Origin of the sequence: Thiomicrorhabdus cannonii, from assembly GCF_013391695.1 — a bacterium.
Taxonomy (GTDB): domain Bacteria; phylum Pseudomonadota; class Gammaproteobacteria; order Thiomicrospirales; family Thiomicrospiraceae; genus Thiomicrorhabdus; species Thiomicrorhabdus cannonii.
This window is the reverse complement of the sequence record NZ_JACBGH010000009.1, coordinates 1-21865: the sequence shown is the minus strand read 5'-3', so window position 1 is coordinate 21865 and position 21865 is coordinate 1. Positions and strand designations below refer to the sequence as shown.

The 21865-nt window shown below is 54.3% G+C and carries 19 protein-coding genes; 15 read left to right on the top strand and 4 right to left on the bottom strand.

Annotation, left to right across the window (positions count from 1 at the left end; genetic code table 11):
* Positions 1–125 precede the first annotated feature (125 nt).
* Positions 126–2591: a methyl-accepting chemotaxis protein gene (locus tag HZ297_RS09490; RefSeq protein WP_178863162.1), complete on the top strand. Its 2466-nt coding sequence runs from the start codon at positions 126–128 to the stop codon at positions 2589–2591.
* A 30-nt stretch (positions 2592–2621) separates the two neighbouring features.
* Here HZ297_RS09490 and HZ297_RS09485 read toward each other — a convergent pair whose 3' ends face one another.
* Both HZ297_RS09485 and znuC read right to left on the bottom strand, forming a co-directional pair.
* A complete protein-coding gene (locus HZ297_RS09485) occupies positions 2622–3416 on the bottom strand; it encodes an iron chelate uptake ABC transporter family permease subunit (protein ID WP_218644603.1) in 795 nt (264 codons plus the stop codon).
* Positions 3417–3427: 11 nt separating this feature from the next.
* The gene (znuC, locus tag HZ297_RS09480) at positions 3428–4207 is read right to left on the bottom strand and encodes a zinc ABC transporter ATP-binding protein ZnuC (protein ID WP_178863160.1); all 780 of its coding nucleotides are present in this window, start codon (positions 4205–4207) and stop codon (positions 3428–3430) included.
* 69 nt (positions 4208–4276) lie between these two features.
* Between znuC and HZ297_RS09475 the strand changes: the two genes are divergently transcribed.
* From HZ297_RS09475 to lpxC, 12 genes are all read left to right on the top strand, one after another.
* The gene (locus tag HZ297_RS09475; RefSeq protein ID WP_178863158.1) at positions 4277–5272 is read left to right on the top strand and encodes a zinc ABC transporter substrate-binding protein; all 996 of its coding nucleotides are present in this window, start codon (positions 4277–4279) and stop codon (positions 5270–5272) included.
* Positions 5273–5287: 15 nt separating this feature from the next.
* Complete coding sequence (locus HZ297_RS09470; protein ID WP_178863154.1) at positions 5288–6019, top strand: P-loop NTPase family protein; 732 nt, start codon at positions 5288–5290, stop codon at positions 6017–6019.
* 119 nt (positions 6020–6138) lie between these two features.
* Complete coding sequence (gene sufB, locus HZ297_RS09465) at positions 6139–7632, top strand: Fe-S cluster assembly protein SufB (RefSeq protein ID WP_178863152.1); 1494 nt, start codon at positions 6139–6141, stop codon at positions 7630–7632.
* Between the two features lie 41 nt (positions 7633–7673).
* The gene (gene sufC / locus HZ297_RS09460) at positions 7674–8432 is read left to right on the top strand and encodes a Fe-S cluster assembly ATPase SufC (RefSeq protein WP_218644602.1); all 759 of its coding nucleotides are present in this window, start codon (positions 7674–7676) and stop codon (positions 8430–8432) included.
* 4 nt (positions 8433–8436) lie between these two features.
* Positions 8437–9747 carry a Fe-S cluster assembly protein SufD gene (gene sufD / locus HZ297_RS09455; protein ID WP_246261865.1) on the top strand — a complete coding sequence of 437 codons (1311 nt, stop codon included), beginning with the start codon at positions 8437–8439 and terminating at the stop codon, positions 9745–9747.
* A gap of 4 nt (positions 9748–9751) precedes the next feature.
* A complete protein-coding gene (locus HZ297_RS09450; protein ID WP_281357434.1) occupies positions 9752–10981 on the top strand; it encodes an aminotransferase class V-fold PLP-dependent enzyme in 1230 nt (409 codons plus the stop codon).
* Positions 10982–11061: 80 nt separating this feature from the next.
* The gene (locus HZ297_RS09445; RefSeq protein WP_178863148.1) at positions 11062–11403 is read left to right on the top strand and encodes a hypothetical protein; all 342 of its coding nucleotides are present in this window, start codon (positions 11062–11064) and stop codon (positions 11401–11403) included.
* A 106-nt stretch (positions 11404–11509) separates the two neighbouring features.
* On the top strand, positions 11510–12904 hold the full coding sequence (murC, locus tag HZ297_RS09440) for a UDP-N-acetylmuramate--L-alanine ligase (protein ID WP_178863146.1): 1395 nt from the start codon (positions 11510–11512) through the stop codon (positions 12902–12904).
* Positions 12901–13806: a D-alanine--D-alanine ligase gene (locus tag HZ297_RS09435; protein ID WP_178863144.1), complete on the top strand. Its 906-nt coding sequence runs from the start codon at positions 12901–12903 to the stop codon at positions 13804–13806. Before murC ends, HZ297_RS09435 begins: the two co-directional genes overlap by 4 nt.
* Before the next feature lie 57 nt (positions 13807–13863).
* Positions 13864–14571, top strand: a complete 708-nt coding sequence (locus HZ297_RS09430; protein WP_178863142.1) for a cell division protein FtsQ/DivIB — start codon at positions 13864–13866, stop codon at positions 14569–14571.
* A 55-nt stretch (positions 14572–14626) separates the two neighbouring features.
* Positions 14627–15874 carry a cell division protein FtsA gene (ftsA, locus tag HZ297_RS09425; RefSeq protein WP_178863140.1) on the top strand — a complete coding sequence of 416 codons (1248 nt, stop codon included), beginning with the start codon at positions 14627–14629 and terminating at the stop codon, positions 15872–15874.
* Between the two features lie 179 nt (positions 15875–16053).
* Positions 16054–16974 carry a UDP-3-O-acyl-N-acetylglucosamine deacetylase gene (lpxC, locus tag HZ297_RS09420; RefSeq protein ID WP_178863138.1) on the top strand — a complete coding sequence of 307 codons (921 nt, stop codon included), beginning with the start codon at positions 16054–16056 and terminating at the stop codon, positions 16972–16974.
* Between the two features lie 90 nt (positions 16975–17064).
* Here the strand turns inward: lpxC and HZ297_RS09415 are convergent, their stop codons facing one another.
* Positions 17065–17499 carry a DciA family protein gene (locus HZ297_RS09415; protein WP_178863136.1) on the bottom strand — a complete coding sequence of 145 codons (435 nt, stop codon included), beginning with the start codon at positions 17497–17499 and terminating at the stop codon, positions 17065–17067.
* A gap of 113 nt (positions 17500–17612) precedes the next feature.
* On the opposite strand from HZ297_RS09415, the gene secA reads away from it, so the two are divergent.
* Both secA and argJ read left to right on the top strand, forming a co-directional pair.
* Positions 17613–20348 carry a preprotein translocase subunit SecA gene (secA, locus tag HZ297_RS09410; protein ID WP_178863134.1) on the top strand — a complete coding sequence of 912 codons (2736 nt, stop codon included), beginning with the start codon at positions 17613–17615 and terminating at the stop codon, positions 20346–20348.
* Positions 20349–20478: 130 nt separating this feature from the next.
* Positions 20479–21687 (top strand): bifunctional glutamate N-acetyltransferase/amino-acid acetyltransferase ArgJ, encoded by a 1209-nt coding sequence (argJ, locus tag HZ297_RS09405; RefSeq protein WP_178863125.1) that lies wholly within the window; start codon positions 20479–20481, stop codon positions 21685–21687.
* Between the two features lie 82 nt (positions 21688–21769).
* Here argJ and HZ297_RS09400 read toward each other — a convergent pair.
* Positions 21770–21865 (bottom strand): IS3 family transposase (locus HZ297_RS09400; RefSeq protein WP_178862039.1); only part of this gene is annotated, 96 nt, incomplete at its 5' end.

The following is a 21865-nucleotide window of genomic DNA, read 5'->3' as shown; positions in this document are numbered from 1 at the left end:
TCTTTTTCTATAGAATCACTCTTTGTTCAGGTATTTTCGGGGCGGATGCTATCTTTGTCCCGAAGCCCTTAATCCATAAAAATATAAAATATAAAAGATAAAAATACAGAGAGAGTGAGTTTTTCATGACGATTAAAGTTCGTATGATTATCGGCATTGCCGGTGCTATTTTTTTCCTATTGGCCAGTAATCTGGTTACCCAATTCCTCATCAACGAAAGCAGTCGCACCATGGACCAGATTATCAAGGTCAATGGGGTCAAAGTGACTTTATTGAACGAACTCAAGAATGCGACCGAGGCGCGTGCCATCTTGCAGCGCGATTATGTGCTGTTGAGCGAACCTGAACAACGTGAGCAAATTAAACAGGCCTTGCAGGCTTCGCGGGATAAGATTTCGGAGGTGTTCAACGGCTTGAGAGAGATTTCGCTGGATGCCAAGGAAACGGAATTCAGAGAGCAGCTGATGAGCAATGTCGCTAGCGCCAATACCTCTTATTCGAGCTTCATGTTGGCGATGGATGAGGACTTTACCGAAGAAGCGATTGTAATTCTGACGACCGAGTTCAAGGAGAAATATGAGGCTTTCCTGAAAATCGTCGAGGCTTTCCGTCAGTATGAGCTTGAGCAGAACGATTTGGCGGTTAAGAGGTTGTATGAGGGGCAGGAGCAGGGTGAAGTATTGATCTGGTCGTGGTTGGCCATCAGTGTGGTGCTTTTCAGCCTGATCGGCTGGGTGGTGGCCAAAAGTTTCCTCAAGCCGATTCACGCAATGTGTGAGACGATGCAGAAAATCACCGAAACCGGTGATTTGAGTCACCGTATTCCGATGATGGGTAAAGACGAGCTGGCAAAAGTCTCCGAGCAGGTCAATTTCCTGTTTGATCGCATGGAACGGATTGTAACGGATGTGGTTGCGGTTATGCAGGAGGCGGCACAGGGGCGTTTCAGCAAACGGGTTGAAGAGGGTCAGCGCGGACAATTTCTGGCACTTAAAAGCGGGGTCAATGAGTCGCTGGATCAGATTGAAGGGGTGGTTGGACTGTTGCAGCAAACCTCGCAGAATTTCAGTAATTGTCAGCTGCAGACCGCGCAAAATGACAATCTGGTGTTAAGAGGCGCATTCGCAGAGGTGATCCAGAATTTAGACCAGTCTGCTGAATTTATGCGCTCCATCGTCGATTCCATCGGCAAGACATTGATTGCCCTGTCTCATGGCAATTTCTCGGTACGTTCCACCGCTGAAGTCAACGGCGATTTTAAACCGCTTAATGTGAGTCTTAACAGAACGCTCGAGGATCTGGAGCGCTTTGTGGATGAAGTGGCGTTTGTGCAGGCCAAGATCAGCGAAGGCGATCTGACCCATCACGTGGAAGGGGTTTATAAAGGCAAAATGGCGGCTTTGAAGGATTCATTGAACAGTTCCGTTGCCAATATGGCGGTTATGGTCGGCAAGGTAGGGGCGATTGCCGGCTGCGTGGCCGATGGTTCCGATGATCTGGCCAAGGGTAATGAAACCATCTCCCAGAGTATTCAGAAGCAGGCCGCGGCACTGGAAGAGACCTCTTCAAGCATGGAAGAGATGACCTCAACCGTTCGTCACAATGCAGAAAATGCCCAGCAAGCCAACCACATGGTATCAAGCGCGCAATCGCAGTTGCAGGACGGTTTAAGAACCATGGACGATGCCTTGGATTCGATGCACAAGATGGTCGATGCGAGCCGCAAGATCAACGACATCATTTCCCTGATTGATGGCATTGCTTTCCAGACCAACCTTCTGGCGCTGAATGCGGCGGTTGAAGCGGCCAGAGCCGGTGAGCATGGACGAGGCTTTGCCGTGGTGGCGGGTGAGGTGCGTAATCTGGCCGCCAAATCCGCCGAGGCGGCGGGCGAGATCAAAACCCTGATTGAGAACAGCGTCAGAATCAGTGAGTCCACCGGTTCTTACGTGCAGCAGACCAGCGAGGTGATGTCGCAGATCAATGGCAGTATCCAGACAATGGGGCAGATGATTTCGGAAATCAGTCAGGCCAGCAGCGAGCAGGCCAAAGGCATCGAGCAGGTTAACCGTACCATTGGCGAAATGGACCGCATGACGCAGCAAAATGCGCTGATTGTGCAGCAGGCTGCCGAGGCGAGCGGTGCGTTGCAGCAGGATGCCATGCAGTTGCGCACGCAGGTCAACAGTTTTAATGTCAATGCGACGGTGCAGCAGCGTATGCAGAAGCTGGTGCATTCCGAAACCGGCGTCCAATTCGAGAAAATGATCGAGGCGCATCTGGCGTGGAAGTCGAAAATCCGTGCCTTTGTTGAGGGAATGGATATCGGCGTCACCTACGAGGCGGCGACCGATCATACCTCCTGTGTGCTCGGCAAATGGTATTACGGCGAAGGGCAGCAGTATATGCACCTGCCGTTAATGCAGACGCTGGGCGACGAGCATATGCAGATGCATCAAAGCATCAAACAGGTCATGGATGCCAAATCGGTGGGTGATATCGAGGCGGTTGAAGAAGGTCTGGGCAAAGTGGACGACTACAGCAACAAGGTTGTGGCGATTCTCAATCAGATGATCGATGAGATCGTCTGATCCGAGATTGTCCGAGCGATTCAAGCCCCATTAATTTGGGGCTTTTTTGTTTAAGAGCATCAGAAAAATCAGCGTGGCGGCCAATACAATCGCCGGGCCGGTCGGGATGTCCCAGACAAACGAAGCGGCCAGGCCGCCAATTACTGAAACGACACCTAAAATCAGGCTGAAAAACAGCATGGTTTGCGGGGTGGTTGCAAGCCTTCTGGCCGCCGCCGCAGGAATGATCAGCAGAGAGGTGACCAGCAAGACGCCGACGATTTTCATCGACAGCGCAATCATCAGCGCCAGCAGCAGAACATATTGCAGTTGAATGCGTTTTACGGCTATGCCTTCAACCTGCGCCAGCTCTCTGTTTAGCGTGATATTCAACAGGTCGCGCCAGTGCTTTAAATAGAACAGCAGGGTGATCAATCCGACGGCGGCAATCAGCAGCAGGTCGGTTGGGGTGATGCTCAAGATGTCGCCGAACAGATAGCTCATAATGTCGATTTGCACGTTGTTCTGCAGGCTCAAAAGTACCAGGCCCAAGGCCAGGCTGCTGTGCGCGAGTATGCCGAGCAGGGTGTCCGACGAGAGTTGGGTCTTGCGTGCCAGTTGATGGATGCCGAACGCAATTAAAAGTGACAGGGCGATGACGCTCAGGCTCAGGTCGATATTCCAGAACAACCCAAGGCTGACGCCTAGCAGGGCGGAATGGGCGAGGGTGGCGCCAAAGTAGGATTGGCGCTGCCACACCATAAACACGCCCAAAGGTGCGGCAATCAGCGCAATGCCGAGTCCGCCGAGCAGGGCAAGTACCAGAAATTCAGGCATCCATGCCATAAGTGACTCCTTTAGGGGGTGTGAAGGTGGTTGTGATGACCATGCGTCGCCTCACAGGTATGTTCGTTGTGATGGTGTTCGTATATCGCCAGCTCTTCCGCACCCTGTCCGAAAATGGCAATGAATTCCGGCGTCTGACTGACGCTTTGCGGGGTGCCCGAACAGCACAGATGTTGGTTCAGGCAGAGCACTTGGTCGGTGTTTTTCATGACGATGTGCAGGTCGTGGCTGACCATTAAAATGCCCAGATGACGTCGGTGGCGCAATTCATTAATATAGTGATAGAGTTCGGTCTGCCCCTGCAGGTCGACGCCCTGCACGGGTTCGTCCAGTACCAGCAGCTCGGGGTCGCGCAGCAGTGCGCGCGCCAGCAGGACGCGTTGCATTTCGCCGCCGGAAACGTTCTGGATCGGTTGCTTCAACAGATGGCCGATATTGAGTTCCTCCACCACGGCATGTGTCTCTATGGTATGATGCGCGCTAAAAAAAAGACCGCTTTGTGATCGCGGCTGACCGAGATCGAGAAAATACTCGACCGTCATCGGCAGGGTCGGATCGATATGGATTTTTTGCGGCATATAGCCGATCTTGAGGTTGGTCTTTTGCGTCACGCTACCGGCTGTGGGTTCAATCAGTTTCAACAGGATTTTTAACAGAGTCGATTTGCCGGCGCCGTTGGGGCCGATCAGCGTCACGATTTCACCGGCATGAATCTGCAGCGAGATGTTGTGCAGCACTTCGGTTTGTGCGAAAGAGTGGTAGATGCGGTCGGCTTTGAGCAGTAAAGACATGGTTAAATCCGGATTCCGGCTATAAAGGGCGTATTTTATAGCGAATTGCGTAAGCGCGGGAGAGTTTAGATGGCAAAGTGGATGAAAATACAGCGTAATCTTGCAAAGGTCGTTTCGCTATGGTTCTGCGCCGCAGTAATGCCGGCGCACGCCGTTAACGTTAGCGTCAGCATTCCGCCGCTGGCAGGCATGATTGCGCCCTTGCTGGATAAGGATGACCGCTTGACGGTGCTTCTGGAGCCCGGCGTGTCCCCGCATGGCTTTCAGCTTAAACCTTCACATCTTTTCACCTTGCAGAATAGCGATCTGATTGTCTCCGTGGGAACGCCGGTGGATAGCTGGCTGCACAAGGCGGCGCAGCGTTATCCCGAGGCGAATGTGGCGATGGCGCAACTGCAAGCGGTGGAAAAACTGCCGGTGCGGGAGGGCGGTGTTTGGCAGCATAAACATCATGAGCGCCACGAGGATGAGGGCGCCGGCAATCATGCCGATGCACACGATCACGCCGGACACGGCCATGCCGTCTTGCACTTTGATGGCCATTTATGGATGTCGCCCAATAATGCCCGTGCCTTGATTCTGGCGGTCAGTGAAAAATTGCAGCGTTTGAAAACTCAACAGGCCGGGTCGATTCAAGCGCGTACCCAGGCATGGCTGGCGCATCTGGAGCAGACCGATGTGCAGCTGATGCAGCAACTTCAGCCCTATCGGCAAGCTCCCTATTTGGTGTTGCACGACGCCTACCAATACTTCGAAAAACATTATCATCTCAACGGGGTCGGTTCGATCACCTTGAATCCCGAAATCACGCCGAGTCTGAAACGTGTTCAGAATCTGCGTCGGGCGATGACCGAAGGTGAGGTGCGGTGTGTTTTCAAAGAACCGCAATTTCCGGAAAAAAGGGTCAGTGCGGTGGTGTCCGGTTTGAATGTCAGAATCGGCAATCTCGACCCGATGGGGGTTTACGATGCGGCAGGTCAGCGCGTTGAAGTGGTTTATCGCCCGTATGACGAATGGCTGTTGCAGCTGGGTGCCGCCTTTGAGAGTTGTTTAAAGCCTGAATAGGTCAATAGGGTGGGTATGGCAAAGACAGCGCAGATTCTTTTGGTCGGCCTGCCGGGGAGCGGCAAAAGCCGCGTTCAACAGGCGATACGGGAGCAGCTCGATCTCGAGTGCGTGGAGCTTGGCACGCTGCCTGATCTTGGCGAACCAAAACAGCCGCATCAGCAGGTGTGGTGTGTCATCGATGCGCGTCCGGCGTTTGATGAGATGCAGGATGCCCATGCGCTGAGTCACCTGGCTGAATTGTTGCAGTTGGCGGATGGTGTCCTGCTCAATTTTATTGAGGCGGCTGATCTCACGCTTCAGTCGCACTGGATCAAGTGGATTAAGGCACAGCGCCCGTTGCCTGTGGTGCGCCTGACCTACGGGCGTTTTCCGCAGGGATGGGTGGGGTTTGAGCGTGACACCCTGCCAGATGCGTTGCAGCAAACTGCCGCGATGCCAACTCTGCCGGGTTTGCAAACCTGCCGTTATGAAGTGAAGAAGCTTTACCTCGAGCATCTTTTAATGGGATTGGATGCTTTGAGGCGCAACTGGGGGGTGAGAATCTGGCGCGTTACCGGGGTGTTCTATACATTTGAATATGTCAATCCGGTGCAGCTAGAGGGCACGCCTTTTGGGTTGGATACCTTTGCTGCGGCCGGTGAGGTCCCTGGTGATGTCCCCGATGGCTGGTTGCAAATCCAAGGGGTTGATTTGCCGCAAGCACAGCTGCAAGAGCTGGTGGATGCTTGCCAGTTGTCTTTTTAAGTGATTGAAATAATTAATGAAACGGCTTGATTATATAATTTGTTAATGGCACGGCTGTAGACATTTATATAATAACCAACTAAAATAGTATGAAATAAGTTTTTTAAGTGAAGAGTCCGATGTCGCAAGCACATGAATTAACGTCTTCAACTCAGTACGAAGAAATCAATGAGTTGTTGAGTAAAAACAAACACTACAAAGAAGGTTTTGTGACCACAACGACCGTGGAAACCTTTGAAAAGGGTTTGAATGAAGCGGTGGTGCGCGCTATTTCCGCGAAGAAGAACGAACCGGAATGGATGCTTGAGTTTCGTTTGAAGGCCTTCGCGCATTGGCAGAAGATGGCTGAACCGCACTGGGGCAAGGCCAAATACACGCCGATCGATTATCAGGATTACAGCTATTATTCGGCGCCGGAATGCGGTGCCTGCGGCGGCGCCTGCAGCACCGAAAGCGAGAACGCCGAAGAGGTCATCGATCCGGAAGTGGCCAAGGCCTTTGCGGCGCTGGGAGTGCCGATTTACGACGATCAGGCCAATATCGCGGTGGACGCGATTTTCGATTCGGTGTCGATTTCGACCACCAAGCGTGAAGAGCTGGAAAAGTTCGGCATTATCTTCTGTTCGTTCTCCGAGGCCGTGCAGGATCACCCCGAACTGGTACAGCAATATCTGGGCACGGTCGTACCATATCACGACAACTATTTTGCAGCTTTGAACTCGGCGGTGGCCTCCGACGGCACCTTTGTCTATGTGCCGCCGGGCGTGCGTTGCCCGATCGACCTGTCGACCTATTTCCGCATCAATGAGGCCAAAACCGGCCAGTTTGAGCGCACCATTCTGGTGGCCGACAAAGGCAGTTATGTGAGTTATATCGAAGGCTGCTCGGCGCCGATCCGCGATACCTATCAGCTGCATGCGGCGGTGGTGGAGGTGATTGTGCATGAAGATGCCGAGGTCAAGTACTCCACCGTGCAGAACTGGTATCCGGGGGATGACGATTGCGAAGGCGGTATTTTGAACTTTGTGACCAAGCGCGGCATCTGCGAAGGCAAGAATGCCAAGTTGTCCTGGACGCAGGCGGAAACCGGTTCGGCGATCACCTGGAAATACCCGAGCTGCATTTTGAAAGGCGACAACTCCATCGGTGAGTTCTATTCGGTGGCGCTGACCAACCGTCGCCAGCAGGCGGATACGGGTACCAAAATGATCCATATCGGCAAGAACACCCGCAGTACGATTATCTCCAAAGGGCTGTCGGCGGGCAAAAGTGATAACACCTACCGCGGCATGGTGAAGATTCTGCCTTCGGCGGAAGGCGCGCGCAACTTCACCCAGTGTGATTCGATGCTGATCGGCAACCAGTGCGGCGCGCATACCTTCCCGTATATCGAGGTGGAGAACCCGACGGCGCAGGTCGAGCACGAAGCGACCACGTCGCGCATCGGTGAAGACCAGTTGTTCTATTGCCAGCAACGCGGCATCAGCGAACAGGATGCGATTTCGATGATTGTCAACGGCTTCTGTAAAGAGGTGTTCAGCGAGTTGCCGCTGGAATTCGCGCAGGAAGCCGAAGAGTTGCTGGCGATCAGCCTTGAAGGCTCGGTGGGTTAATCCCTTAGTTACCATTTTACGAATAAAAAAGAATTTAAATCATGTTGTTGAAAGTCGAAAATCTGCAAGCACAAGTTGAAGAGAAACAGATTCTGAAAGGGTTGAATCTGGAGGTTAAGCCGGGTGAGGTTCATGCCATTATGGGGCCGAACGGTTCCGGTAAAAGCACCTTTGCCAGCGTGCTGGCGGGGCGTGAAGATTACGAGGTGACCGCCGGTTCGGTTGCGTTCAACGGCGAAGACCTGTTGGAGATGGATCCTGAAGAACGCGCCCGCAAGGGGCTGTTTTTGGCGTTCCAGTATCCGGTGGAAATTCCGGGGGTCAGCAACAAGCTGTTTATGCAAACGGCGGTGAACGCCGTGCGCGAAGAAAAGGGTTTGCCGCCATTGGATATGTTTGATTTTGACGAATATGCGCGTGAAAAGATCAAACTGCTGGACATGCGTGCCGATCTGCTGGAACGTTCGGTCAATGTCGGCTTCTCCGGTGGCGAGAAGAAGCGTAACGATATTTTCCAGATGGCGTTGCTTGAGCCTAAGTTGTGCATTCTGGATGAAACCGACTCGGGATTGGATATCGACGCACTGCGCATCGTCGCCAATGGCGTCAATGCCTTGCGCTCGCCGGAACGCGGTTTTATCGTGGTGACCCACTACCAGCGTCTGTTGGATTACATTAAGCCGGATCATGTGCATGTGCTGTACAACGGCCGCATCGTCAAGTCGGGCGGTTTTGAGTTGGTGCATGAATTGGAAGAGCACGGTTACGACGACATCATCCAGCAGCACCAAGGGGAGTAAGGCATTGGCTAAGAAATTCACACCGGTAATGCAGTCGGCCATGACGCATTATGCGCAGTTGTCCGATGATCTGAATAAAGCCGAAAGTCCCTATCTAACTGCGTTGCGTCAGAGCGCCAAAGCGCAGTTTCTGGAACAGGGCTTCCCGACGCGCCGCGATGAAGACTGGGGTTATACCAAGCTCACGGATTTTGTGCAGACACATTTCCGTCTGCAAGGTATCAGCCATCTGACGCAGGCGGATATTCTGCCTTTTCTGCCGTCGTTTGGTGCCACGCGCATCGTGCTGGTGGACGGCTGGTTCAGCGAAAGCCTGTCGGACGACCTGTCTGCATTGCCGAAAGGGGTGACCATCGAGTCATTTGAAGATCTGCAGCAGGTGCCGGAATCGGCCGTGCAGCTGCAGGCACATCAGCAGGATGTGGCACAGGAACCGTTTGCGGTTATGAATACCATGCTGTTGAACGACGGTGTGGTGATTCAGATCGACAAGCACGCCGTGCTGGAAATGCCGCTGTTTGTGTTGCATGTGCAGACGCAGCCGAATCATCTTTCGAACCTGCGCAACCGCATCACGGTCGGCGAATATGCCGACGTGACCTTGGTGGAAGCCTACGTTTCCCTGTCGGACGACTTATGCGCCCTGACCAATGTGGTCAGTGAAATCGACATCGCTTCCCATGCGCGAGTCAAGCAGGTGGTGTTGCAGCAGCAGAATAAGCAGAGCTATTACTTCAATAACCAGTTCGTTTATCAGGCTGAACACAGCGGTTTCAATACGCTGTATGCCGGCTTGGGCTGTGTCACTTCGCGTCATCAGAACCATGTGTATATGAACGGCGAACACATCGAAACCATTCAGAACAGTGCCTGTTATGCAACAGGGGCGCAGACGGTCGATTCGCGCAGTTATACCGAACACAATCAGGAGCACGGCTTTAGCCAGCAGCTGCATAAATATGTGCTGGACGGCGAGGCGGTCGGCGTGTTCAACGGCATGATCAAGGTGGCGCGGGCGGCACAGAAAACCGACGGGCAGATGGATAACAAAAACTTGCTTTTGTCTGACAGTGCGCAGATGGACACCAAGCCGCAATTGGAAATCTATGCGGATGACGTCAAATGTTCGCACGGTTCGGCGACCGGTCAGATTAATAAAGAGCAGATTTTCTATCTGCAGGCTCGCGGTATTCCGCGCCCGCAAGCGGTGCGCATGATCACCGAGGCGTTCCTGTTGGAGCCGGTCGAGGTGGTCAGTCATGGCGCGATTCGCGAATGGGTGGCTCAAATTTTGTCGCAAACGTTGCGTGGGTAAGATAATGGACGGCAGTGTGTTGGATTTTGCACAGGTACGGGCGCAGTTCCCGATTTTGCAGCTACGTGAAAACGGGCAGCCGTTGGTCTATCTGGATAATGGTGCGACCTCCCAGAAACCGCAGATGGTCATCGACACCATCGAGCGCTACTATCGTGAACAAAACGCCAATGTGCATCGCGGCGTGTACGGTCTGAGCGAACGTGCCACCGAACTCTATGAAGGCGCACGTGAAACCAGCCGCCAGTTTTTGAACGCGCGCTCCACCAAGGAGATTGTGTTTGTTCGCGGCACCACCGAGGCGATTAACCTGGTGGCGCATAGCTGGGGTCGCGCCAATCTTCAGGCCGGAGATGAAGTGATCGTCACTGAGATGGAGCACCACTCCAATATCGTGCCGTGGCAGCTGTTGCGTGACCAGATGGGGATTCGTCTGACGGTGCTGCGCATGAACAACCGTGGTGAAGTCTGTCTGAACGCGCTGAAAGGCCTGGTGTCCGAAAAGACCAAATTGTTGGCCATTACCCATATGTCCAACGCCTTGGGGACCATTAACCCGGTCAAAGAGATGGTCGAAATCGCGCGTTCCGTGGGCGCCAAAATCCTGGTGGACGGTGCGCAGGCCACGCCGCATATGCGTGTGGATGTGCAGGACCTGGATTGCGATTTTTATGCGCTGTCCGGCCATAAAATGTACGGCCCGACCGGCATCGGTGTGCTTTACGCCAAAGAGGCTTTGTTGGAAGCGATGCCGCCCTATCAGGGCGGTGGCGATATGATCTATTCGGTGACCTTTGAGAAAACCGAATACAACGTGTTGCCCTATAAGTTCGAGGCGGGCACGCCGAATATCGCCGGCGCCATCGGGCTGGCCGCCGCGATGCGCTTTATGGTATCGATTGGTTTGGAGCGCATTGCCGCTTATGAAGCCGGCCTGTTGAGTTATGCGACCGAGCGCCTCAAGCAGATTGATGGGGTGCGTATTATCGGTGAAGCCGAGCATAAAGGTGGCGTGGTGTCGTTTATTTTGGACGGTGCCCATCCGCACGATCTGGCGACGTTGATGGATCAGGACGGCATTGCGGTGCGTGCCAGCCACCACTGCGCCATGCCGGTGATGCAGCATTTCAATGTGCCGGCCACGGTGCGCGCCTCTTTCGGTGTCTATAACAACCGCGATGATATCGACCGCTTGGTGGCGGCGATTGAAGAGGCCAAGGAGATGCTGCTGTAACTTTGCGGGGTGCTTTTAGAGGTGTTTAGGAGTAAAGTAGGAACCTACGCTTTTCCTCTTTATTACGACCTAGGCACTCTATGACCTCTTCAACTCCTCTACAGTGGATTCGGCTCGAGCTGATTCCGCTGGTGTCCCATCAAACTGAATTTTCCGAAATGCTCCTGTGGTGGAATCCCGAAGCCGGGGTGTTGCAAGGGGAGTCGGCGGAGCTCGTTTTGCGTCTGATAGACGAGGCGCTTGAAAAGGGCGTGCTGCAAGGCGCCATGCTCAATCATTTTGAAATCACCGATCCTTTGCATAAACCCTCCGAGTTGGCCGCGATTCTCGCCCAGTATTTCTGGGTGATTCCCGAACCCGTCGAGGCACCCGGCCTGTCCACTTTTGATTCCGCCTCTGCGGACACCTCAAAATTGCAATAAGATTGCCCCCGATTTGCTCCAATCCAAGGTATCATATTGCCAAAATATACTAAGCGGCGTGGCGGGCTATTGGAGCGCAGGCCGCGATGAATGTTAAAGGCGGATTATGAAAGAAAAGGTTAAACAGATTCACTTTATCGGTATTGGCGGTGTCGGTATGGCCGGCATCGCAGAGGTCTGTTTAAACTTGGGGTATACCGTCAGCGGTTCGGATTTGAAACATAATCCGACGGTTGCCCGTTTGCAGGAGCAGGGTGCCTTGATTCAGTTGGGGCACGAAGCGGAGCATGTCAAAAACGCCGATGTCGTTGTGGTTTCCACCGCCATTCCCAAAAACAATTCCGAAATTGCCTGGGCCAAAGAGATGCGCATTCCGGTGATTCCGCGCGCCGAAATGCTGGCCGAACTGATGCGCATGCGTTTCGGTATCGCCATTGCCGGCACCCACGGCAAAACCACCACCACCAGCCTGACGGCCGCGGTGCTGACGCAGGGTGGTTTGGACCCGACGTTCGTGATCGGCGGCAAACTCAATCAGGTCGGTTCCAATGCACGTTTGGGGTCGAGCAATTATCTGGTGGCCGAGGCAGACGAATCGGATGCCTCTTTCCTGCATCTGTCGCCGATGGTGTCCGTCGTCACCAATATCGACGAAGACCATATGGAAACCTATCAGGGTGACTACCAGAATCTGGAAAACACCTTTGTCGAATTCATTCACCGTCTGCCGTTCTACGGGCTGGCGATTCTCTGCCTGGACGATGCCAATATCCGCAAAATGCTGCCGCGCTTGACGCGCAAGCTCATGACCTACGGTTTTGATGAAGCCGCGGACGTGCGCGCCATCAATGTGCAGTCAATGGGTTTGCAGACCCGCTTTCAGGTGTTGGTGGGGCGCGAGCAGAGTTTCGAGGTGACCTTGAATCTGCCGGGCCGCCACAATGTGCAGAATGCCTTGGCGGCGATTGCCATCGGTTTGGAATTGAATGTTCCGGTGGAGGCGATTCAGCAGGCCCTGGCCGGTTTCGGCGGCGTGGGGCGTCGTTTTGAGGTCTATCCGCAGCGTCTGGTCGGCGGCCGCAATGTGACCTTGGTGGATGATTACGGCCACCATCCGACCGAGTTGGCGGCCACGATTTCGACCGCACGCGACGCTTTTCCGGGCAAACGTCTGGTGCTGGTGTTTCAGCCGCACCGTTATTCGCGTACCCGCGATCTGTTCGACGAGTTTGTGCAGGCGTTATTGGAGCCCGATGTGGTCATTCTGACCGAGGTTTACGCGGCGGGTGAAACGCCGATTCCCGGGTTTGACGCCAAGGCGCTGCTGCAATCCATGCGTCTGCGTGGCGCGCATCAGGGGGTTTATGCGGAAGATTTGGAACAACTGGAAACCGTGGCCGAAGAGGTGTTGCAGGACGACGATGTTTTGCTGGTCATGGGCGCGGGCAGTATCGGTCAATTGGCCAAGCAGTGGCAGCAGAATGAAGGAGACAAGGCGTGAAGGCGTTCGGTAAAGTCGCCGTGCTGATGGGCGGTAAAGCGGCGGAAAGAGAAATTTCACTGAAAAGCGGACGTGCGGTGACGCAGGCCCTGCAAAACGCCGGTGTGGATGCCATTGGCTGCGATGTCGCGACTCTGGCGGATTTGCAAGCCGTTGCCCGAGAATACGACCGCGCCTTTATCGCCTTGCACGGCCGCTGGGGCGAGGATGGTACCGTGCAGGCGGTTCTGGAGGATTTGGGCCTGCCCTATACCGGCAGCGGTATGGCGGCCTCGGCGATTGCCATGGATAAGTTGCGCACCAAATGGTTGTGGCGCGGCGCGGGTCTGCCGACCCCGGATTTTGTGCAGGTTTCGGCCAACCGTCCGTTTGACAAGGCGGCGTTTTCAATCCCCTTTCCGGTGATTGTCAAACCGTGCCATGAAGGCTCCAGTATCGGCATGCGCAAGGTGGATAATCTGGCCGACCTGGCTGACGCGGTGGCGTTTGCCGAGCAATATGACAGCGAAGTGCTGATCGAGCGCTGGATTACCGGTTCGGAATATACCGCCGGGGTCTTGAACGGTGAGGCTTTGCCGCTGATTCAGCTGAAAACCTCGCACGCCTTCTACGATTTTGAAGCCAAATACCAGTCCAACGACACCCAATACATCTGCCCTTGCGGTTTGCCGGCCGAGGTCGAGCAGAAAATCCAAGCACTTGCGCTGCAGGCTTTTGAAGTGGTCGGTGCGCGCACCTGGGGACGCATCGATGTGATGCTTGATGAACAGCAGAACCCTTGGTTGATTGAGCTGAACTCCGTGCCGGGCATGACCGACCACAGTCTGGTGCCGATGGCCGCCAAGGTAGCGGGGCGCTCATTCGAGCAGTTGGTGGTGGATATTCTTTCCACCACGCTTTAAGGCAGCCTGATTATATGACGCAAAAAGTGGGTTTTAAAAACTCAACAGGCCGGGTCTATGACGTTGCGTAAACCGGCATTGCTTCTCTTGGTTTTGCTCTCAATCGGCGTCTTGGGCTGGCTGGGCTATAAATGGGAAACCAGCAGCCAGCGCCCGATTGACGACTACCGCTTGATGCAGCCGCTCAAGCAGTTGACGCAGGCCGAGATAGATGCCGTGATGCAGCCTTATCTTGGCGCCTCTTTCTGGGGAGTGGAGCTCAACAAGATTCAGGCCGATCTGCAACGCCTGGATTGGGTCAGTCAGGCGGTGGTCAAACGCAGCTGGCCCGACCAGCTGAAGATCACGCTGATCGAGCAGCAACCCGTGGCGCGCTGGGGTGAAGACGGTCTGGTCAATCAGCACGGGGAAGTCTTTTTTCCGCGCAGCATCAAGGGCTTCGAGCAGTTTGTCCGGTTGGATGGCCGCTTGGAAAACGCCGCGGTTCTGTTGCTTAAACTGGCGCAGTTTCAGCAGGCGCTCAAACCGCTCGATTGGACGGTCGCCCGGCTGCGCGAAGCGGCCAACGGCGTTTGGGAGGTCGACATGGCCAACGGCATACGCCTCATTTTGGATCGCCGCGATGAGGCGCACAAGTTGCAGCGCTTTATCGCCAGTTACGGCCAACTTCAGGATTCGCTTAGAAATTCAGCGCAGGTTTTTGATTTACGCTATAGTAATGGTTTTTCCGTAAAACGCGGCAGCGCAGCCGCCGTCAAGCAATAAAATTTAGCAATCGTTCCGTTCAGAGAACGTTTAAGTGGTAAGGGTAAAGTAAAACATGGCTCGTAAACAGCAAGCTTCAAATACAGTCGTAGGTTTGGATATCGGCACGTCGAAAATCGCGGCCATTATCGGCAAAATCAAACCGGATGGTGAAATTGAAGTGGTGGGCATGGGCACTTACCCGTCACGCGGCTTGAAGAAAGGCGTGGTGGTCAATATCGACGCCACGGTGGAGTCGATTCAGCGCGCCATCGACGAGGCTGAACGCATGTCCGGCTTTACCGCCGAATCGGTCTATGTGGGCATTGCCGGCAGCCATATCAAAAGTTTCAACTCGATGGGCATGGTCGCGATCCGCAATCAGGATGTGCAGCCGGACGATATCGAACGCGTCATGGACGCGGCCAAGACGATCGCCATTCCGGGCGACCAGCGCGTCCTGCATATTCTCGCTCAGGAATATATGATCGATAATCAGGGCGGTATCCGCGAGCCGATCGGCATGTCCGGCGTGCGTCTCGAAGCCAAAGTGCATATGGTCACCGCGTCGGTCAGTGCGGCGCAGAATATCATCAAATGTGTGGAGCGCTGCAATCTGGGTGTGGCCGACATCATTCTCGAACAGCTCGCCTCCAGCGAAGCGGTATTGTCCGAAGACGAAAAAGAACTCGGCGTCTGCCTGGTGGATATCGGCGGCGGCACGACGGATATCGCCATTTTCCACAACGGTGCGATTCGCCACACGGCGGTGATTTCGGTGGCCGGCGATCAGGTCACCAACGATATTGCGGTAGCCTTGCGCACGCCGACTCAGGCGGCGGAAAACATTAAACGTCAGTATGCCTGCGCCTTGCCGCAGCTGATCAATCAGGACGAAGAGATCGAGGTGCCGAGTGTCGGCGACCGTCCGGCGCGTTGTCTGTCACGCCGCACTTTGGTGGAAGTCATCGAACCGCGTTATGAGGAGCTTTTCCAGCTGATTCAGGCGGAATTGCGCCGTTCCGGTTTTGAGGATGTGTTGGCAGCCGGCGTGGTGCTGACCGGCGGCAGCTCCCTGGTGGAAGGCGCGGTGGAGTTGGCCGAAGAGGTCTTCCATATGCCGGTGCGTCTGGGCTATCCGCAAGGCGTGACCGGACTGACCGATGAGGTGGGCAGCCCGTCCTATGCGACCACCGTGGGTTTGTTGATGTACGCCAAGGAGCATATCGGCGAAGCGGCCTTTGAAGAGAAGGGCGCGCGCGGTTCGGTCGGCGCCGAGGATATTTTCAACCGCATGAAGAACTGGTTTAAAAAGAGTTTTTAATCCTTCTGTATTCTTGGTTGATGCGTAAAGATGCCTAGGTTGCTCGCCACGGCGGTGAGCACGTTGAATTCGTTGGCTAATTTCATGATGGCGCGAATGACAATTGTGTTAAAATTTTGAAAATTTTTTTGCGCTGCATTCCGTTTTGCCGAATGAAGCCTTATGTATCAGAGTTGTCAGTGAATCAAAGAACCCTCGCGAACCCTATCAAAGCCAAAGGCATCGGCCTGCATACCGGGCATGAATCGATTATGACCTTGCGTCCGGCACCGGTCGATACCGGTATCGTCTTCCGCCGCATCGATGTCGAGCCGGTGGTCGAATTCAAAGTCACCCCGGAAATCGTCGGCGAAACCACGCTGTGTACCACGATTGTCAACGAAGAACGCGGCGAGCGCATCAAAATCGCCACGATCGAACATTTGATGTCGGCCTTGGCCGGCGTGGGGATCGACAACCTCTATATCGATATCACTTCGGATGAGGTGCCGATCATGGACGGCAGTTCGTCGCATTTTATCTTCCTGTTGCAATCCGCTGGCATCCAGATTCAGGACAAACCGAAAGCGTTTATCCGCATTCTGGAGAACGTCCGCGTCGAGAACGACAAGGGCGGCTGGGCGGAGTTCCATCCCTACAACGGTTTCAGATTGAATTTCTCGATCGATTTCGACCATCCGGCTTTTAACGCCACGGCGGAAAAAATGACCCTGGAATTCTCCTCGACCTCTTATTTCAAAGAGGTCAGCCGCGCGCGTACCTTTGGTTTTATGAAAGACATGGAGATGCTGCGTCAGAAGAATCTGGCCTTGGGTGCGAGCCTTGACAACGCCATCGGTTTGGATGAGAAAGGGGTCATGAACGCCGGGGGCTTGCGCAACAAGGATGAGTTTGTGCGCCACAAGATTCTCGACGCGGTGGGGGATTTGTATATGATCGGCCATCCGATTATCGGTGAGTTCACCGCGCACAAGTCCGGCCATGCGTTGAACAACCAGTTGTTACGTGCCTTGCAGGCGCATCCTGAAGCGTTTGAGATTGTGACCTTCGACAAGGCGCCGGCGCCGATTCAATACGGCAGCAGCAAGATCGTTTCCTGAGGTTTTCGGAAAACGCCCAGAAAAAACTGAACAGGCCGGGTAGGTTCGCTTACCCGGCCTGTTGAGTTTTTACGGCCTGAAAATGAGCACTTATTCCGAAGCGGGTTCGGCGCGCTGACTAAGACGTTCCAAGGCTTTTTTCAGTCCCGGCGATTTGATTTCGCTGGCAATCGCCTGCATCTGTTCGGCGTCCTGCGCCGAAGGGGTGGTGGCCACGGCGCGTTTGGGTCTGGGCGGTTCGCTGATCGGCAGCACCCGTATCTGCGTGCGCTGTAACCGCAAGTGCGGAAAATGCTGCTGATAGATCGCCAGCACGTTCGGTTCAAAAAAGCGCAGCTGGGTGCTCCACAGATTATCGTCGATCTGCAGGATCAGAGTGTTCTGCTCGAACCCCACGCCAACCAGATGCGGCTTGAGAACCTCGGGCAAGGCTTCCTGGCCGACCTGCAAAAGCGCCTGGTAGAGTTGGGCTTCTTCGATTAAATTTGCTAACGTCGCGCTTTGTTTATTTAATAAGGCTTTCATAATATGACATCAAACAGATGTGGTAGAATGGCTCCCATTTTACAGCATTATTACCCATGCCAGGCAGCCTTTAACGTTGTATCTGGCCGTAGTTTAGAGCGGAACCTGTGCACATGGCCTTAAACATTTTCAAGAAGATATTTGGTAGCCGTAACGATCGTATTTTAAAGCGTTACCAAAAAACCGTTCAAAAAATCAATCAGTTAGAAGAATCTTTGTCGCAGCTCAGCGACGAGCAGATCAAACTCAAGACCGAGGAGTTCAAGGCCTCGCTGGCGAATGGGGCGTCGTTGGACGACCTGCTGCCGGAAGCGTTTGCGGTGGTGCGCGAAGCCGGCAAACGTGTCTTCGGCATGCGTCACTACGACGTGCAGATGATTGGCGGCATGACCCTGCATGAAGGCAAGATTCCGGAGATGCGTACCGGTGAGGGCAAGACCCTGGTGGCGACCCTGCCGGTATACCTGAACGCCCTGACCGGCAAGGGCGTGCATGTCGTCACGGTCAACGACTATCTGGCGAAACGCGATGCCGAGTGGATGGGGCAGTTGTTTGAATTCCTGGGCCTGTCAACCGGCGTGATTTTGAGCGGCCAGAGCCAGCAGGAAAAGCAGTTGGCTTACGCCATGGATATCACCTACGGTACCAACAATGAATTCGGCTTTGACTATCTGCGCGACAATATGGCGATTTTTACCGCCGAGAAGGTCATGCGCGGCCAGCATTTTGCGGTGGTGGACGAGGTCGATTCGATTCTGATTGACGAAGCGCGTACCCCGCTGATTATTTCCGGCCCTTCCGAAGACAAGTCGGCGCTTTACCGTCAGATCAACCCGATTGTCGCCAAGCTGGAACAGGGCGAAGAGGACACTGAAAACAAAACCAGTACCGGCGACTACACCATCGACGAGAAGGCGCGTCAGATCTATCTGACCGATCAGGGGCACGAGAAGGTCGAGCAGATGCTGAGCGAACTGGGGCTGATCGGCGAAGACGAGAGTCTTTACGATGCGGCGCATATCGGTTTGATGATTCACGTCAATGCGGCCTTGCGCGCCAACCTGCTGTTCGAGAAAGACCGTGATTACATCGTCGAGAACGGCGAGGTGGTGATTATCGACGAATTCACCGGACGCAAGATGCAGGGGCGCCGCTGGGGCGACGGCCTGCATCAGGCGGTCGAGGCCAAAGAAGGCGTCAAGATTCAGGTGGAAAGCCAGACCTTCGCGTCGATTACCTTCCAGAACTATTTCCGTCAGTACGAGAAGCTTTCCGGTATGACCGGTACCGCCGACACCGAAGCGGGCGAGTTTATGGCCACCTACGGGCTGGAAGTGGTGGTGATTCCGCCAAACAAAACGCCGCAGCGTAAAGACTTGCCGGATTTGGTCTTCCTGGATATGGAAGCCAAGTTTGCCGCGATTGTCGAGGATGTGCGTCAGACGCATGAAACCAAGCAGCCGGTGCTGGTGGGGACCGCATCGATTGAAATGTCGGAGCTGCTGTCGCGTCTGTTTCAACAGGCCGGTATTCCGCACAATGTACTGAACGCCAAACAGCACGAACGCGAAGCGCATATCATCGCCATGGCCGGCTTACCGGGCGCGGTGACCATCGCCACCAATATGGCCGGTCGCGGGACGGATATCGTGCTCGGCGGTAATCTGGATCTGGAACTGCAGCAGCTGCAGGACCCCACGCCTGAGAAGATTGCTGAGATCAAAGCCGCATGGCAAGCGCGCCATGATCTGGTATTGCAGCTCGGCGGTTTGAAGGTGATTGGCTCGGAACGTCACGAATCGCGCCGTATCGACAACCAGCTGCGCGGCCGTTCAGGCCGTCAGGGTGATGTGGGCCTGACGCGTTTCTATCTGTCGCTGGACGACGATCTGATGCGCCGTTTCGCCTCCGATAAGGTCAAGGGGATGATGAAACGTCTTGGCATGAAATCGGACGAAGCGATCGAGCACGGCATGGTCACCAAGTCGATCGAACGCGCGCAGAAGCAGGTCGAGCGCATGCATCAGGACGAGCGTGCCAATCTGTTGAAATTTGACGATATCGCCAACCAGCAGCGTAAAGTGGTGTATGCGCAACGCAACGAGCTGATGGAAAGCGACGATGTGACCGAAACCATCGAATCCCTGCGTGAAGAGGTGATCAACAACATCGTCGACATGTATGTGCCGCAAGGCTCTTTGGAAGAGCAGTGGGATATTCCTGGATTGGAAAAGGCCGTGCATGAAGAGCTGGGTGCGCAACTCGATATTCAGGCCTGGCTGGCGGCGGATAAAGACCTCTACGAAGAGAAACTGCGCGACAAGCTGGTAAACGAATTGACGGAAGCTTACAACACCAAAATGCAGGTGGTGGATCCGCAAACGCGTCATCATTTCGAAAAAGAGGTGCTGTTGCGCACCATCGACAAGCAGTGGCGCGAGCATTTGGCGGAGATGGATTATCTGCGCCGCGGCATCCACTTGCGCGGTTATGCCCAGAAAGACCCATTCCAGGAGTACCGTCGTGAATCGGCCGAGTTGTTTAAAGGCTTCCTGAATGCGGTGATGCTGGAAACCGTCAAGGTGTTGTCATGGGTGCAGATTGAAGGCGCGCGTGATGTGGACGAATACGAGCAGCAGCAGATTGCCGAGCGTCCGACACAACTGGAAGCGACCCATCCCGCTGCGGCTGGCATTGCCGATGCGGTTCAGCATGCCGAAGAGGGTGAGGGTGGCGAATCTGAGCAGGCCGGTACTTACCGTCGTGAAGAACCCAAGGTGGGGCGTAACGATCCTTGCCCGTGCGGTTCGGGTAAAAAATACAAGCAGTGTTGCGGTAAATTGAGTTAAGTAAACTTTAGGTGCCGTTAATGCTTCCAAGCCCACATTTTTGTGGGCTTTGTATTTTCTGGCGTTGCAATTCGCGATATGATGCGCAAAAACAATCTAATCAAACTCACCCTTTAATTAAGGAATAATGATGTCACAGCAAAGCTCTATGCATCCGATTGCCGGTTTCTATTTGGGTTCCACCCAGGCCAAAATCAAAAAGAACGGCAAGACCGATCTGGTGGTGATTGAAATGGTGCCGGAAGCCGTTACCGCCGCTACGTTTACGTTGAACGCCTTTTGTGCGGCACCGGTCACGGTCGCCAAGCAGCATCTGCAAAAACAGATGCCGCGTGCTTTGCTGATCAATAGCGGTAACGCCAACGCCGGTACCGGTGAGCAGGGGTTGAAGGATGCCTTGCAGACCTGCCAGTGGGTGGCGGATGAGCTGGGCTGCAGCGCCCAGGAAGTCCTGCCGTTTTCGACCGGCGTGATTGGCCAGAACCTGCCGATGGAAAAAATGCAGCTGGGGATTGCCGAAGCCTCTGCCGGTTTGAGCATTACCGGTTGGGAGGGGGCCTGTGCGGGGATTATGACCACTGATACCGTGCCTAAAACCTACAGCAAAACCGTGCAGATCGGCAACAGCAGTATTACGCTGACCGGCATTGCCAAGGGGTCGGGGATGATTCACCCGAATATGGCGACCATGCTTGGCTTTGCGGCAACCGATGCCAAGATCACCCAGGCCTGTCTGCAGCAGTGTTTGAGCGACGCGGTCAAGGTCTCCTTTAACCGTATTACGGTGGATGGCGACACCTCCACCAACGATGCCTGTACCTTGACCGCCACGCAACAGGCGGACATGCCGGTGATCGATTCGGTCGACTCTGCCGAGTACCAGCAATTCGCCGCGGAAGTCACCGAGATGATGATCGCCTTGGCGCAGATGATTGTGCGTGACGGTGAAGGTGCGACCAAGTTTGTGAGTGTCATCGTCGAGGGTGGCAACAACGAGAAAGAGTGTTTGCAGGTAGCGCATGCGGTGGCGTTGTCGCCGCTGGTTAAGACCGCGCTATTCGCGTCGGATGCCAACTGGGGGCGTATTCTGGCGGCGGTAGGTCGTGCAGGCTTGGAAAACTTGGATATCAACGCGATTGAAATCTATCTGGACGATGTCTGTATCGTTGAAAAAGGCGGGCGTGCGGCTTCTTATACCGAAGAGCAGGGCGCGGCGGTGATGAAGCAAACGGATATTAATATCCTGATCAAGTTGCACCGCGGTGAGGCCAAAGAGACGGTCTGGACCACGGATTTCTCGTTTGACTATGTGAAGATTAATGCCGAATATCGTAGTTGATTGACCGCAGTTAATTGGCGCAGTTACGCAAAGATAAAAAAAACCGGATTTTGAAGTGACCCCAAAAACTTGGACATTTTAGTTAAGCGGTACCCAAGGCCTGATTTCGATACTCTATCGGACTCAGGCCTTTGAGTTTCTGCTTGATGCGTTTGTGATTATAGTACTCAATATAGTC

Coding starts and splice junctions, on each gene's coding strand:
- HZ297_RS09445 (WP_178863148.1), top strand. CDS start 11,062: ATGACCTCTTCAACTCCTCTACAGTGGATTCGGCTCGAGCTGATTCCG.
- murC (WP_178863146.1), top strand. CDS start 11,510: ATGAAAGAAAAGGTTAAACAGATTCACTTTATCGGTATTGGCGGTGTC.
- HZ297_RS09475 (WP_178863158.1), top strand. CDS start 4,277: ATGGCAAAGTGGATGAAAATACAGCGTAATCTTGCAAAGGTCGTTTCG.
- HZ297_RS09485 (WP_218644603.1), bottom strand. CDS start 3,416: ATGGCATGGATGCCTGAATTTCTGGTACTTGCCCTGCTCGGCGGACTC.
- sufB (WP_178863152.1), top strand. CDS start 6,139: ATGTCGCAAGCACATGAATTAACGTCTTCAACTCAGTACGAAGAAATC.
- HZ297_RS09490 (WP_178863162.1), top strand. CDS start 126: ATGACGATTAAAGTTCGTATGATTATCGGCATTGCCGGTGCTATTTTT.
- HZ297_RS09415 (WP_178863136.1), bottom strand. CDS start 17,499: ATGAAAGCCTTATTAAATAAACAAAGCGCGACGTTAGCAAATTTAATC.
- argJ (WP_178863125.1), top strand. CDS start 20,479: ATGTCACAGCAAAGCTCTATGCATCCGATTGCCGGTTTCTATTTGGGT.
- HZ297_RS09470 (WP_178863154.1), top strand. CDS start 5,288: ATGGCAAAGACAGCGCAGATTCTTTTGGTCGGCCTGCCGGGGAGCGGC.
- secA (WP_178863134.1), top strand. CDS start 17,613: ATGGCCTTAAACATTTTCAAGAAGATATTTGGTAGCCGTAACGATCGT.
- sufC (WP_218644602.1), top strand. CDS start 7,674: ATGTTGTTGAAAGTCGAAAATCTGCAAGCACAAGTTGAAGAGAAACAG.
- HZ297_RS09450 (WP_281357434.1), top strand. CDS start 9,752: ATGGACGGCAGTGTGTTGGATTTTGCACAGGTACGGGCGCAGTTCCCG.
- ftsA (WP_178863140.1), top strand. CDS start 14,627: ATGGCTCGTAAACAGCAAGCTTCAAATACAGTCGTAGGTTTGGATATC.
- znuC (WP_178863160.1), bottom strand. CDS start 4,207: ATGTCTTTACTGCTCAAAGCCGACCGCATCTACCACTCTTTCGCACAA.
- HZ297_RS09430 (WP_178863142.1), top strand. CDS start 13,864: ATGACGTTGCGTAAACCGGCATTGCTTCTCTTGGTTTTGCTCTCAATC.